This is a genomic window from Laedolimicola sp. (assembly GCF_051972735.1).
Lineage (GTDB): Bacteria > Bacillota > Clostridia > Lachnospirales > Lachnospiraceae > Laedolimicola > Laedolimicola intestinihominis.
This window is the reverse complement of the sequence record NZ_JBOKYU010000057.1, coordinates 1-12,529: the sequence shown is the minus strand read 5'-3', so window position 1 is coordinate 12,529 and position 12,529 is coordinate 1. Positions and strand designations below refer to the sequence as shown.

Annotated in this window: 12 protein-coding genes; 10 read left to right on the top strand and 2 right to left on the bottom strand. The window is 51.4% G+C overall.

Annotated features, from left to right (window positions below; all coding sequences use genetic code 11):
- The first annotated feature begins 67 nt into the window (after positions 1 to 67).
- Complete coding sequence (locus ACTRC3_RS10655; protein WP_440323048.1) at positions 68 to 1,150, top strand: hypothetical protein; 1,083 nt, start codon at positions 68 to 70, stop codon at positions 1,148 to 1,150.
- A gap of 130 nt (positions 1,151 to 1,280) precedes the next feature.
- Here ACTRC3_RS10655 and ACTRC3_RS10650 read toward each other — a convergent pair whose 3' ends face one another.
- On the bottom strand, positions 1,281 to 2,147 hold the full coding sequence (locus tag ACTRC3_RS10650; protein WP_440323047.1) for a hypothetical protein: 867 nt from the start codon (positions 2,145 to 2,147) through the stop codon (positions 1,281 to 1,283).
- Positions 2,148 to 2,379: 232 nt separating this feature from the next.
- On the opposite strand from ACTRC3_RS10650, the gene ACTRC3_RS10645 reads away from it, so the two are divergent.
- The 6 genes from ACTRC3_RS10645 (at position 2,380) to ACTRC3_RS10620 (ending at position 7,984) form a co-directional block, all read left to right on the top strand.
- Entirely contained in the window at positions 2,380 to 3,453 is a 1,074-nt protein-coding gene (locus ACTRC3_RS10645; RefSeq protein ID WP_349165262.1) for a 6-phosphofructokinase, read from the top strand.
- A 22-nt stretch (positions 3,454 to 3,475) separates the two neighbouring features.
- A complete protein-coding gene (gene dnaX / locus ACTRC3_RS10640) occupies positions 3,476 to 5,071 on the top strand; it encodes a DNA polymerase III subunit gamma/tau (RefSeq protein WP_440323046.1) in 1,596 nt (531 codons plus the stop codon).
- 13 nt (positions 5,072 to 5,084) lie between these two features.
- Positions 5,085 to 5,435 (top strand): YbaB/EbfC family nucleoid-associated protein, encoded by a 351-nt coding sequence (locus tag ACTRC3_RS10635; RefSeq protein ID WP_158365289.1) that lies wholly within the window; start codon positions 5,085 to 5,087, stop codon positions 5,433 to 5,435.
- Positions 5,435 to 6,031 carry a recombination mediator RecR gene (gene recR / locus ACTRC3_RS10630; protein ID WP_440323045.1) on the top strand — a complete coding sequence of 199 codons (597 nt, stop codon included), beginning with the start codon at positions 5,435 to 5,437 and terminating at the stop codon, positions 6,029 to 6,031. Before ACTRC3_RS10635 ends, recR begins: the two co-directional genes overlap by 1 nt.
- 187 nt (positions 6,032 to 6,218) lie before the next feature.
- Positions 6,219 to 7,055 carry a transketolase gene (locus ACTRC3_RS10625; RefSeq protein ID WP_158365291.1) on the top strand — a complete coding sequence of 279 codons (837 nt, stop codon included), beginning with the start codon at positions 6,219 to 6,221 and terminating at the stop codon, positions 7,053 to 7,055.
- Complete coding sequence (locus ACTRC3_RS10620) at positions 7,043 to 7,984, top strand: transketolase family protein (protein WP_178040168.1); 942 nt, start codon at positions 7,043 to 7,045, stop codon at positions 7,982 to 7,984. The genes ACTRC3_RS10625 and ACTRC3_RS10620 overlap by 13 nt, the downstream gene beginning before the upstream one ends.
- Before the next feature lie 82 nt (positions 7,985 to 8,066).
- Here ACTRC3_RS10620 and ACTRC3_RS10615 read toward each other — a convergent pair whose 3' ends face one another.
- Positions 8,067 to 8,792: a creatininase family protein gene (locus tag ACTRC3_RS10615; RefSeq protein WP_440323044.1), complete on the bottom strand. Its 726-nt coding sequence runs from the start codon at positions 8,790 to 8,792 to the stop codon at positions 8,067 to 8,069.
- 207 nt (positions 8,793 to 8,999) lie between these two features.
- Between ACTRC3_RS10615 and ACTRC3_RS10610 the strand changes: the two genes are divergently transcribed.
- The 3 genes from ACTRC3_RS10610 to ACTRC3_RS10600 all read left to right on the top strand — a co-directional run bounded on the left by ACTRC3_RS10610 (position 9,000) and on the right by ACTRC3_RS10600 (position 12,230).
- Positions 9,000 to 10,259 (top strand): LysM peptidoglycan-binding domain-containing protein, encoded by a 1,260-nt coding sequence (locus ACTRC3_RS10610; RefSeq protein ID WP_440323043.1) that lies wholly within the window; start codon positions 9,000 to 9,002, stop codon positions 10,257 to 10,259.
- A gap of 92 nt (positions 10,260 to 10,351) precedes the next feature.
- The gene (locus ACTRC3_RS10605) at positions 10,352 to 11,575 is read left to right on the top strand and encodes a DUF5711 family protein (RefSeq protein WP_440323042.1); all 1,224 of its coding nucleotides are present in this window, start codon (positions 10,352 to 10,354) and stop codon (positions 11,573 to 11,575) included.
- A gap of 79 nt (positions 11,576 to 11,654) precedes the next feature.
- Positions 11,655 to 12,230 carry a CvpA family protein gene (locus ACTRC3_RS10600; RefSeq protein WP_349165530.1) on the top strand — a complete coding sequence of 192 codons (576 nt, stop codon included), beginning with the start codon at positions 11,655 to 11,657 and terminating at the stop codon, positions 12,228 to 12,230.
- The last annotated feature ends 299 nt before the right edge of the window (positions 12,231 to 12,529 follow it).

Below are 12,529 nucleotides of genomic sequence, written 5' to 3'. Positions count from 1 at the left end.
CGATGAGAGACTGGAGCAGCTTTTAAAGCAGGCCCTTATTCCTGAAATTAAGGAGGACGATTTGAAAATGAAGAGAAAGACAAGAAGTTCATCTGTAACTCATAAAACTGTTCCAAGAAGAACGATAAAAAATCGGAGGCACCTTCCGGCAGCAGTGGCTGTGGCAGCACTTCTCATAGCCTCATCTGTTACTGTCTTTGCTGCCTGGCGCGCTCTCTCTGCCAGGGACGTGGCAATGGCCAATGCGGACGGGCAGCTGGCTTCGCATTTTGAGCAGAGCAATTGGCTTTCAGAATATGAGACACAGCACTGCGGTGATTATGATATCACACTTCTGGGTGTGGTCTCCGGCAACGAAATCTCTGAACATTTATCCAAGGATGATCAGGGCAAGGTGGATGGAGACAAGACCTATATTGCGGTAGCTATCGCCTACGCAGACGGAAAGCCCATGCCGGATGTGCAGAGCGACAACTTCGAGCGCACACAATTTTTTGTATCCCCCTATATTCATGGCCTCAATCCGGAAAAATATAATGCCTATACCTTAAGCGGCGGTGTCACCTGCTTTGTCTCAGACGGGATCCAGTACCGGCTGGTGGAGACTGACAATGTGGAATACTTTGCGGACTACGGCATCTATGTGGGAGTGTCCGATGGCGATATGTATAATAATCAGGCATACATCTATGATACGGATACCGGTGAAATACTCAGGAGCGAGACCTATCAAGGGGTAAATGCCCTGTTTGACTTGCCGGTAAACACTGCAAAAGCAGATTCTGTAAAAGCTTCCGGAATTATTGCCGACATCAATGATTCGGAATCGAACGGAGGATATCTTTGGATATTATCGGAGGGCGACCGGTGGCTCAACAGCCTTACGACGGAAAATATAAATGAAAAAGCCAAACCGGTGGAAGACTCCAGAAAAACCGTTACCGCAGAGGAATTTATCTTTGAGGAATCCGGAGAAACATCGGCTGACGCGGATACGGCAGCTGCAATTATGAAGGAATATTTCCCGGACGGCGCCGGAATGAGTGCCATCATGGAAAAACATACGGCCGCCATGGACGATGCCTGGGTGGAGACCTATACGCTGAATCCGGATGGAACGATTACCTGTCTGAGATATGTTCCCAGATAGCGTCCTTTAAAAGTCATAAGAAACCATATCGTATATACTGAGTTCTAACAGTAAAAAAAGAAAACGGGTACAAGCCGGCAACGCTGGGTTTGAACCCGTTTTCTCAATTCATGGCGGTCAATCATGCTGCTTATAAGTATTTCTCACGAAGATAGTCCTCCATAACAGTCTCCCGCAAAGCCAGCGTTCCGCCGTGCTCGATTACATAATCCGCATATTCCCGTGCCTCTTCGACCTGTCCGATCTCTCGCAGATAAGTGCTGAGCATTCCGGCGAACATGACCTGCTCATAGGGGACGCGTGGCTGGGCGGTCTGAAGTCGTTTTACGGCCTGTTCCTGCCGCCCTTCCAGCCAGTCCAGACGGGCCCAGAGCGCCGTGCTTCGCTTCAGCAGCCGTCCGCCCTGTTCCAAGATACTGCGGTAGCGCACGGCGTCCTGATCCTGATAAGCGTAATGTGCCTGGATATTCAGGGAAAGCTGCCGGTAAATCAGGGCATTTCGTTTGGACCTCCAGCCGTTTTTCATATAAAGATCCGCCACATCCACCTGTCCGCAGGCCAGCAGCGCTTCCACATAAAGCTGCTCAAAGAACCGTCGCTGCCGCCCGGCTACATTCCGGGCCTGTTTTTGATTTTTGTATACATCATAGGGGACATATCGCGTTCCTTCATCGGCGATACGAAGGAGGCGCTTGGCGTCACAGTCCATATACAGAATATTCCGGAGTGCCTTAAAATTTTTCACCCCTGCAGCGCCGCCCCGGATCACAGCCAGCAGCCCGGAAACCAGAATAATCAGATACATCAGCCAGTTTTTCTCCCAAAACCACCCGTCGACTCGATAAGTAAATCCGGCTGTCGTCACTGTCCGCGAAAACGGCGGTCCCAGCAACACACTCGTAAGCATCATCAGCACGATAATTGCCGCAAAGTACAAAGTTAGATTCTGACGCACAGCGCGTTTCACATTTTGATAATAGGTAGTCAGTTCAGTCATAATTATCACCCTTTTTCGAAAGAATATAATTTAATTATAACGCATTTTCAGGAAGAAAATATGATTTTTCTCTTAAAAATTGGCATAAAAATCTGCCCGGGCGATCCGTCTCAACCCCTTGTGAGAATCCCCGATTTATGCTAAACTAAACATAAGTATTGTCATGCATAAGGCAGCGGATCATACACCACAGATGCATGGCGCGCAAATTAAATATATGGAGGCATGCAATATGAAAAGAATCGGAATGCTGACCAGCGGCGGAGATTGTCAGGCGCTGAATGCTACAATGCGTGGAATCGTAAAGGGTGTATGCAACGCACTGGATGAGGTAGAGCTTTACGGCTTTGAGGAAGGCTATAAGGGCCTGATTTACGGAAATTACCGGATGCTGACCCCGAGAGATTTTTCGGGAATCCTGACCAAGGGCGGAACCATCCTGGGAAGCTCCCGCCAGCCCTTCAAAATGATGCGGGTGCCGGATGAAAACGGATTGGACAAGGTGGAGGCCATGAAGCACACCTACCACAAGCTGCGTCTGGACTGCCTGGTGATTCTGGGCGGAAACGGAACCCAGAAGACTGCCAACCTTCTTAGGGAAGAGGGTCTGAATATTATCCATATGCCGAAGACCATCGATAACGATATCTGGGGCACGGATATGACCTTTGGTTTCCAGAGCGCAGTGGATATCGCTACGGATTGCATCGACTGTATCCATACCACGGCAGCCTCCCACGGCCGTGTATTTATCGTGGAGGTTATGGGACACAAGGTAGGACAGCTGACCCTGCACGCAGGTATCGCCGGAGGAGCGGATATCATTCTGATTCCGGAGATCCCCTACAGCATCGACAGCATCTGCAAGGCCATCGAAGCCCGTAACAAGCAGAAAAAGGGCTTTACCATCCTAGCTGTAGCCGAGGGCGCGATTCCCAAGGAACGCGCGGAAATGAGCAAGAAGGATTTGAAGAAATTCATGGAGACCTACAAGTATCCGACCGTGTCCTACGAGATCGCGGATCAGCTGACCAAGCGCTTAGGCACCGAGGTGCGCGTCACCGTTCCGGGACATACTCAGCGGGGCGGCAGTCCCTGCCCCTATGACCGGGTCCTGTCCACCAGACTGGGCGCGGCGGCTGCACAGGCCATCGTAGACGACGCTTATGGGTGCATGATTGGTATTGTCAATGGAGAATGCCAGCGGATCCCGCTGGAGGAGTCCGCAGGCAAACTGAAGTTTGTAGACCCAAATTCTTCCATTATATCAGAAGCGAAGATGATCGGCATCAGCTTCGGAGATTAAAACAACAAAGGGGAATTGATACATGTCGTATATGGCCCTCTACCGGAAGTTTCGACCTACAGAGTTCAGTGACGTCCGGGGACAGGATCACATTGTAACCACATTAAAAAATCAGATCAAAGCAGACAGAATCGGACATGCCTACCTGTTTTGCGGTACCAGAGGTACCGGTAAGACAACCGTGGCGAAGATTTTCGCCCGGGCGGTGAACTGTGAACACCCGGTGGATGGCAATCCCTGCGGAACGTGCGCGGCCTGCCGCTCTATAGCGGCAGGCACTTCCATGAATGTGATAGAGATCGACGCCGCCTCCAACAACGGCGTGGACAACATTCGTGAGATCCGGGACGAGGTGGCTTATTCGCCCACAGAGGGTAAATACAAGGTCTATATCATCGACGAGGTGCATATGCTCTCCATCGGAGCCTTTAACGCCCTCTTAAAGACCCTGGAAGAGCCGCCCTCTTACGTTATCTTCATTTTGGCGACCACCGAGGCCCACAAGATTCCGGTGACCATCCTGTCCCGGTGCCAGCGGTATGATTTCCGGCGCATCACGGCGGACACTATCACCGCGAGACTTCAGGAGCTGACGGAGAAAGAGGGCGTGGAGACCGAGGAGAAAGCCCTGCGCTACATCGCCAAGGCCGCGGACGGCTCCATGCGAGACGCTTTAAGCCTTCTGGACCAGTGCATTGCTTTTTATCTGAATCAGAAGCTGACCTACGACCACGTCTTGGATGTACTGGGAGCCGTGGATACAGAGGTCTACAGCAAGCTGCTCCGACAGACTCTGAACCGGGATCTGCCCGGCGTCATGGCGGAGATTGAGGAGCTGGTGATCCAGGGCCGGGAGCTGGGACAGTTTGTGACCGACTTTACCTGGTATCTCAGGAATCTGCTGCTTCTGAAAAGCAATGATAATATGGAAGATATTCTGGATGTGTCCACCGAGAACCTGGCCCGCCTGAAAGAGGAGGCTCTGCAGATCGAGGACGACACCCTGATGCGCTATATCCGTATTTTCTCGGAGCTGGGCGGACAGATCCGCTATGCGTCCCAGAAGCGGGTTCAGGTGGAGGTGGCCTTCATAAAGCTGTGCCGTCCCGCCATGGAGACGAACACAGACGTGCTTCTGGACCGCATCCGCGTGCTGGAACAGGAGTTCGAGGCGAAGATGGAAGAGCTGGAAAGCGGAGCCATTTCCTACGGAGGCGGCTGGCAAAATGGAGCGCCCGCAAGTGCCCAGGCAGAGCCAAAGAAGCCTGCGCCCGCGGCTCCGGCGCCCAGGTCCCTGCCCGAGGACGTGCAGAACGTGGTAAAGAACTGGCATAACGTGCTGAACCGTTTGCACCCGCTTTTGCGGACTTATCTGAAGGACGCGCAGCTGAAAGCAGTCGGCGATGGCAAGCTTGGCATCATCGCGGCCACGCCCACCGGCGAGGCTTTTCTGAAGGAAACCAGACACCTTCAGGAGATCAAAAATGTGATCTTACAGGATACCGGAAAGGACATGGAGATTCTGGTAGCCTGTATGGAAAATGACCCCCACGCGGAAGTGGGAGCGATTGACATCGAACAGGTCATTCATACAGAAATAGAATTTGAAGACGAATAAGGAGGAGTAAAAAATGGCAAAAAGAGGTGGATTTCCGGGAGGCATGGGCATGCCCGGCAATATGAACAACCTGATGAAGCAGGCTCAGAAGATGCAGCGCCAGATGGAGGAAAATCAGAAGGCTCTGGACGAGAAGGAGTACACCGCGGCAGCAGGCGGCGGAGCAGTCGAGATCAAGATGACCGGTAAGAAAGAGATTACAAAAGTGACCATCGATCCGGATGCTATTGATCCCGAGGATGTGGAGACTCTGGAAGAAATGATCCAGATCGCAGTAAATCAGGTGCTGCGCCAGCAGGAAGAGGATTCCGCGTCCATGATGTCCGGCCTGACCGGCGGTCTCGGCGGAGGCTTTCCGTTCTAATGGATTATTACAGCAGCCAAATCAGTAAATTAATCGAGCAGCTGTCGAGTCTTCCGGGAATCGGCGGCAAGACAGCCCAGCGGCTGGCCTTTCATATCGTGAATATGCCTCTGGAGAAGGTACAGGCACTGTCGGATTCCATTATAAGCGCGAAGAAAAATGTCCGTTATTGTAAAGAATGCTTTACCATGACGGATCAGGAGCTCTGCCCCATTTGCGCGAACCCCAAGCGGAACCATAAGGTCATCATGGTGGTGGAGAATACCCGGGATCTGGCCGCCTACGAGAAGACCGGCAAATACGACGGCGTCTATCATGTGCTCCACGGAGCCATTTCCCCGATGCTGGGAATCGGTCCGGCGGATATCCGTCTCAAGGAGCTGATGACCAGACTGCAGGGAGATGTGGAAGAGGTCATCATCGCCACCAACTCCAGCCTGGAGGGGGAGACGACGGCCATGTATATCGGTAAGCTGATCAAACCGACCGGAATTAAGGTCAGCCGGATTGCCAGCGGCGTACCGGTGGGCGGAGATCTGGAATATATCGATGAGGTGACGCTGCTCCGGGCGCTGGAGGGGCGGGTAGAACTGTAGGAAAGCCGATTGCTATTTACAGGATGCTGTTCCGCGAAGCGTGTTGCTGTGAAGGAACGGAATAGCAATGAAAACGGACAGAAAACGACAGGAATTCACAAAGAACAGCTTGACCGACTCTGAAAGTCTCGGTATACTATAAGAAGCAGATTTTATTTTACAATATTTTATAAAAGGTGGGACAAACATGACGAATTTAGAACTCCAGAAGACGGCGAATGAAGTCCGCAAGGATATCGTTACTGCCGTTCACAGCGCAAAGTCCGGACATCCGGGCGGATCTCTGTCAGCAGCAGACATGTTTACATATCTGTATTTTGAAGAGATGAACATCGATCCGAAGGATCCGAAGAAGGCAGACAGAGACCGTTTCGTACTTTCTAAGGGTCACACAGCTCCGGGTCTGTATTCCGTTCTTGCTGAGAGAGGATTTTTCCCGAAGGAGGATTTGGTTACCTTAAGACACGTAGGCTCACATCTTCAGGGACATCCCTGTATGCAGCATACACCGGGTCTTGATATGTCCAGCGGATCTCTGGGACAGGGAATCTCCGCAGCAGTCGGCATGGCACTTTCCGCAAAGGTATCCGGCGACAGCTATCGTGTATACACACTGCTGGGCGACGGCGAGATCCAGGAGGGTCAGGTATGGGAGGCTTCCATGTTCGCAGGCGCGAAGCATCTGGACAACCTGTGCGTCATCGTAGATAACAACAATCTTCAGATTGACGGACCTATCGGCGAGGTAAACTCCCCGTATCCCATCGATGATAAATTCAAAGCGTTCAACTTCCATGTAATCAACATTGACGGTCACAACTTCGATGAGATCCGTATGGCTCTGAACGAAGCAAAGACCATCAAGGGTCAGCCCACAGCCATCATCATGAAGACGGTAAAGGGTAAGGGCGTGTCCTTCATGGAGAACAACGCGGGATGGCATGGTTCTGCTCCGAACGATGAGCAGTATGCAATCGCAATGGCAGATTTGGAGAAGGTAGGTGAAGCATTATGTCAGAAGTAAAGAAGGTCGCAACAAGAGAAAGCTATGGCAACGCGCTGAAGGAGCTTGGCGCTGAGAATCCGAACGTTCTGGTACTGGATGCTGACCTTGCCGGCGCAACCAAGACAGGCGTATTTAAGAAAGCATACCCGGATCGTTTCTTCGACTGTGGTATCGCAGAGGGCAATATGGTAGGTATCGCGGCAGGCCTTGCTACTACAGGCAAGATCCCGTTCTGCAGCACCTTCGCAATGTTCGCTGCCGGCCGTGCGTTCGAGCAGGTTCGTAACTCCGTAGGATATCCCCATCTGAATGTGAAGATTGCCGCTACTCATGCAGGAATTTCCGTAGGTGAGGATGGAGCTACCCATCAGTGCAACGAGGATATCGCTCTGATGCGTACAATTCCGGGCATGGTTGTCCTGAACCCGGCAGACGACGTAGAAGCAAGAGCAGCTGTAAAGGCAGCAGCTGAGTACGAGGGACCGGTATACCTGCGCTTTGGCAGACTGGCAGTTCCGGTATTCAATGATGAAGCAAACTATAAGTTTGAGATCGGAAAGGGCATCCTGTTAAGAGAGGGTACAGACCTTACCATCGTAGCTACAGGACTGTGCGTAAACAGCGCTCTGGAAGCAGCTGAGAAGCTGGCTGCAGAGGGCATTTCCGCAGAGGTAATCAATATCCACACCATCAAGCCGCTGGACGAGGAGATCATCCTGAAGTCCGCAAAGAAGACCGGCAAGGTAGTAACCGCAGAAGAGCATTCTGTGATCGGCGGCCTTGGCAGCGCTGTTTGCGATGTACTTAGTGAGAAGCTTCCGACTCCGGTAAAGAAGATCGGTGTATATGACGTATTCGGCGAGTCCGGCCCGGCAGTAAAGCTGCTTGAGAAGTACAAGCTGGATGGCGCTGGTGTGTACGAGCAGATCAAAGACTGGCTGAAATAAGAATAAAAAGTCTGAAAAAGACAGGAAAAAGGCAGGTTCCCGATGCGGAAACCTGTCTTTTTGTTGAAGTATTCTTTCTATACTAAAGTAAACGGTTTATCAGATCGGAGATACGATGAACCACATCTTCGACCAAGGCCTCTCCGTATTCGGCAGTAGCGGCGCCTGGATCGCCGAAGGAACCGGAGGTTACGAATTCATTCCAGTGTCTGGGGCGATAAGCAAAATCCTCCGGAGGAACTGGATATTCACGGACAGCCCGGTCAAGATGTACCAGATCCGGCCGAAGATACAGCATCATGGCAGTTTCGGCCTCTCCGGCATGGGGCATCATGGCAGGGGCAGACTGTGCTTTCGCTTCCAGCTCCCTGGAAAAGGCGACAGGAAAATGCCAGATATTTGTCCAACCGAATTCGTCTCGGATTTCCCGTGCAAAATCCTTTAAAATCGGATAGTTTCCATTGTGAGCGGACATGAGGACGATATTTTTTACCTGTTGCTGCTCCAGACTGCAGATAATTTCTCTTAAAATACATTTCAGGGCAGATGGCGGCAGTGAAATAGTCCCCGGAAATCCTTTGGCAGACCATACCTGGCCGTAGTTGACCGGAGGCATCACCAGCATATCCGTTTTTTCCGCAATACGTAGAGCCAGCTCCCGGCCGATGATATTGTCTGTATCCAGCGGCAAATGATACCCGTGCTGCTCACAGGAGCCGCAGACAAGGATCACGCCCCGGATGGAAGAAACCGCTTCCTGAAATTCCGGCGCAGTATAATAACCGGCATAAACATCTTTAGAAATCATAGAAAAACTCCCTTCTGTATCTAAAAAAATTATATCGAAAAACAAGGAAAAGTCAAATCTGTCGAAACAATTTCTGATTTCACCGACACCATTCGCCATATCTTACAGCCTGTCTGTGTTACCATGCAGAAAATGAGCGGGCAATTACCCCCGGGGCGGTCCGGGATGCTCAAATTCATGAGAAAACAGCGGTAATGAGGTGAGTGTATGATTGAGTTCGTTTACAGAGAAAATGCGAAAGAAACGGGGCCGGAGCGGAAAATTGAGTTGCCGAAAAATGTGCGCCAGATAGGCGATCCGGAGGACAGACGTAAAATATATATAGAAGATTATGTGATTACTTATCTGCGGCGGCTGGCGGGAGAGGAGACGCTGAACAGTCGGGTAGCGATACTGCTTGGCCATTCCGAGCAGATGGACGGGCTTCCCTATCTGTTCATCCGGGGCGCTGTGGGCCTGAAGAAGCTGGAGTACACAGAAAACGGCATTCCCTTCACCGATGAGATCTGGGCGGAAGTGTACGGAGCCATGAAGGAGTACTTCGCGGATCTGGACATCCTGGGCTGGTATCTTTCCCTGCCCGGCTATCCCATGGAGCTTGGTCCGGAGCTTCTGAAAATTCATGTGAATTATTTCGGCGGTGTGGACAAGGTGCTGCTGGTGTCGGACTCTTCGGACGAGGCAGCAGATTTCTTTGCCTATGAAAATGGAAAACTGACGCGTCAGCGTGGCTATACGATATTCTATGAGCGCAACGAAGCCATGCAGCGCTACATGATTGAGACAGGGGATGGCGAAAGCATCGACGAAAAAGAACACTTTGAGGATCGGGCCATCAAGAGCTTTCGGACCATCGTGCAGGAGAAAAGGGAGGCATCCGGCCAGAAGCGGGTCATGACCTTCCTGTATATGGCCAGTACCTTTCTGGTGATGGTGGTGCTGGTTATCGGAATTACTCTCATCAATAATTATGAGAAAATGACCGGACTGGAGACAGCCCTGCGGGAACTGACGGATTCGCTGGAGCAGCAGGACACGGAGCTGAAAGCGGCCTATGCGGATCTGGGACAGGCTGAAGACGGGACGGCTCAGGATGGAACTGCGGCTGAGGAAAATCGGGTCGGAACAACGGTGGAGGACGCGGAGTCAGACGGGAAAACGGCTGCGCCGGAACAGGCGGATTCAGCAGACTTGGCAGAAGCTACAGAGGAGGCAGATAATGCAGCGGATTCCCAGGAGCAGGGCAATACCCAGGCAGAATCAGCGGATGACACAGCAGCCGCGCCTGCCACGTCAGAAGCAGTCACCTCCACCCCGGAGAGCTACACCGTCCGCAAGGGCGATACCCTCCTGAAAATCAGTCGCCAGATTTATGGCCGCGACGATGAAATCGATGCCATCTGCAGCCTGAACGGTATCGAGGACAGCGACCGGATACTGGAGGGACAAAAACTTTTGCTTCCCTAATGGATCTGTGCTATCATAGCATAAAAAGAGACACAGCCCGGAATGCCGGAGAAAGCGCCGGACAGTCACAGGATTGCAAAGGATAACAGCCCATGGCCAATATAACAAAGCTTTATGATACGCCGCCCTACCAGGAGCAGGACAGCGATTCCAAGGATTATAAGAAAAAACTGCTTCGGCATCGGGCAGGAAAAGGCGCGAAATACCTGATTGGCGCCGTCGTCGTATTGTGCGGCTGCCTGGTGTTCAACGTCTGGTCCCGGAACAAGACCTACACCACCTATGAGACCGCAGCGACAGTGGAACATAGCAGCACCGTAAATACTTTGTATACAGAATACAATGGCAAGCTTCTGAAATACAGCAGGGATGGCATTTCTTGCATCGGTTCCAATAACGAAGTCATCTGGAGCCAGACCTACAACATGCAGAATCCCATGGTGGATATCTGCCAGAGCGCGGTCGCCGTAGCGGATCAACAGGGCAACACCGTATACGTCTTTGACGCCCAGGGCGCGGTCACCGAGATCAGCACCCTGCTTCCGATCCAGCAGATCAGCGTCTCCGCCCAGGGCGTAACAGCTATTTTACTGAACGACAGCACTGTATCCTGGATTTATCTCTATGATAAAGAAGGCAACAAGCTGGCAGAATCCCGCTGCAGTCTCGATGAGACCGGCCAGCCCATTTCCATCGGCATTTCCCCGGACGGAGCCAAGCTGGCGGTGTCCTATCTGCAGGTACAGGAGGGAGCGGCGGCCAGCTGCGTGGTATTTTACAACTTCGGTTCCGTAGGAAGCAACTTTGTGGACAAAATCGTTTCTTCCAAGGTGTACGCGGACACGGTCATCCCCCGGGTCAAATACATCGGCAAATCCACCTGCGCGGCCATTTCCGATCAGAGTATCATCTATTATGAAGGCGCGGAGATTCCGGAGGAGAAAAATACAGTCACTGTGGATTCTAAAATAGAAAGTATTTTCTGGGGGGACGGTCGTATCGGCATCGTTACGCTGGGCGACGATACTATTGAGGAGGCGGAAGAGGAAACCGGCAGATATCAGGTGGATCTCTACGATGCCTCTGGCAGACAGATCCTGTTCCGGAAGACGGACCTGGAATACAGTCAGGTAAAACTGTCTGGCAAATATCTGATTTTATATAATGAAAATGAATGCGAGATCTACAGCGAAAAGGGTGTCCTGAAATACAAGGGCTCTTTCGACAGCGTCATTGCGGATCTATATAAGGGAAATGGACGGAATAAATTCGTCCTGGTATTCTCAGACCGGACGGAAACCATCCGCTTACGGTAATAGTCATAAAGAAAAGTAAAAGAGCCTCGGCAAAAACAGATGCCGGGGCGCTCTGCTATCATAACAAAGGAGAAATATTATGAACTGGTTACTGCCCGCAGTAGGCTTATTTATCATATTATCCGCATGGGACGGACACCACAAAGGCTTCATCCGCAAAATCGTAGGCGTGCTGAGCCTGGCGCTGACCCTGATTATCACCTCGGTGGTATCGCCCTATCTTCATGTCTTCCTGAAAGAAAGCACCGGTCTGTACGGCTTCCTTCAGAATAGCATAGAAGGAAGCGACATGGAATTACTTGACGCGCTTCGCGTTCTCGGTATGGAAAATGCGGTAAGCGGTTATCTGGCAGACGAGATCCTGCGCTGGGCCGCCTTCCTGATTGCACTGCTTCTGGCAGGCGTTCTGATCCGCGGTATCGTATTCTCCCTTGGCATTGTGTCCCACCTACCGATCCTCCACGGCCTCAACAAAACTGCCGGTCTGCTCCTGGGCTTCGCGGAGGGCGTGGTGCTGGTCTGGATATTCTTTGTGGTCATCACCGTATGTGCGTCCACCAGTGTCGGCGGCCAGCTCCTAAAAATGACTGCCCAGAGCAGTATCCTGTCCTGGCTCTACCGCAACAATCTGCTCCTGAATTGGCTGAGCTTGTAAAAATGGCTTAAAATCAAGGAAAAACAGGCTTTTTTCATCTGTGGAGCCGGGAATTGTACCTTCTGTAGAAAAAATATTAAAAATTTTAAAAAAAGGTGTTGACATTCTCTTGCACCCGTGATAAAGTATAGAAGCTGTCGCGAGGGACAGCGGTTCACTTCAAAGCGAATCAAAGAACTTCAAAAACTTCTTCAAAAAAGTTAAAAAAGTTCTTGACAAGCGAGAATGAATGTGATAAGATAGTCAAGTCGCTTCGGTAAGGAACGACAAAGACAACGAAACGAACCTTGATAACTGAA

Coding starts and splice junctions, on each gene's coding strand:
- ACTRC3_RS10655 (WP_440323048.1), top strand. CDS start 68: ATGAAGAGAAAGACAAGAAGTTCATCTGTAACTCATAAAACTGTTCCA.
- ACTRC3_RS10650 (WP_440323047.1), bottom strand. CDS start 2,147: ATGACTGAACTGACTACCTATTATCAAAATGTGAAACGCGCTGTGCGT.
- ACTRC3_RS10645 (WP_349165262.1), top strand. CDS start 2,380: ATGAAAAGAATCGGAATGCTGACCAGCGGCGGAGATTGTCAGGCGCTG.
- dnaX (WP_440323046.1), top strand. CDS start 3,476: ATGTCGTATATGGCCCTCTACCGGAAGTTTCGACCTACAGAGTTCAGT.
- ACTRC3_RS10635 (WP_158365289.1), top strand. CDS start 5,085: ATGGCAAAAAGAGGTGGATTTCCGGGAGGCATGGGCATGCCCGGCAAT.
- recR (WP_440323045.1), top strand. CDS start 5,435: ATGGATTATTACAGCAGCCAAATCAGTAAATTAATCGAGCAGCTGTCG.
- ACTRC3_RS10625 (WP_158365291.1), top strand. CDS start 6,219: ATGACGAATTTAGAACTCCAGAAGACGGCGAATGAAGTCCGCAAGGAT.
- ACTRC3_RS10620 (WP_178040168.1), top strand. CDS start 7,043: ATGTCAGAAGTAAAGAAGGTCGCAACAAGAGAAAGCTATGGCAACGCG.
- ACTRC3_RS10615 (WP_440323044.1), bottom strand. CDS start 8,792: ATGATTTCTAAAGATGTTTATGCCGGTTATTATACTGCGCCGGAATTT.
- ACTRC3_RS10610 (WP_440323043.1), top strand. CDS start 9,000: ATGATTGAGTTCGTTTACAGAGAAAATGCGAAAGAAACGGGGCCGGAG.
- ACTRC3_RS10605 (WP_440323042.1), top strand. CDS start 10,352: ATGGCCAATATAACAAAGCTTTATGATACGCCGCCCTACCAGGAGCAG.
- ACTRC3_RS10600 (WP_349165530.1), top strand. CDS start 11,655: ATGAACTGGTTACTGCCCGCAGTAGGCTTATTTATCATATTATCCGCA.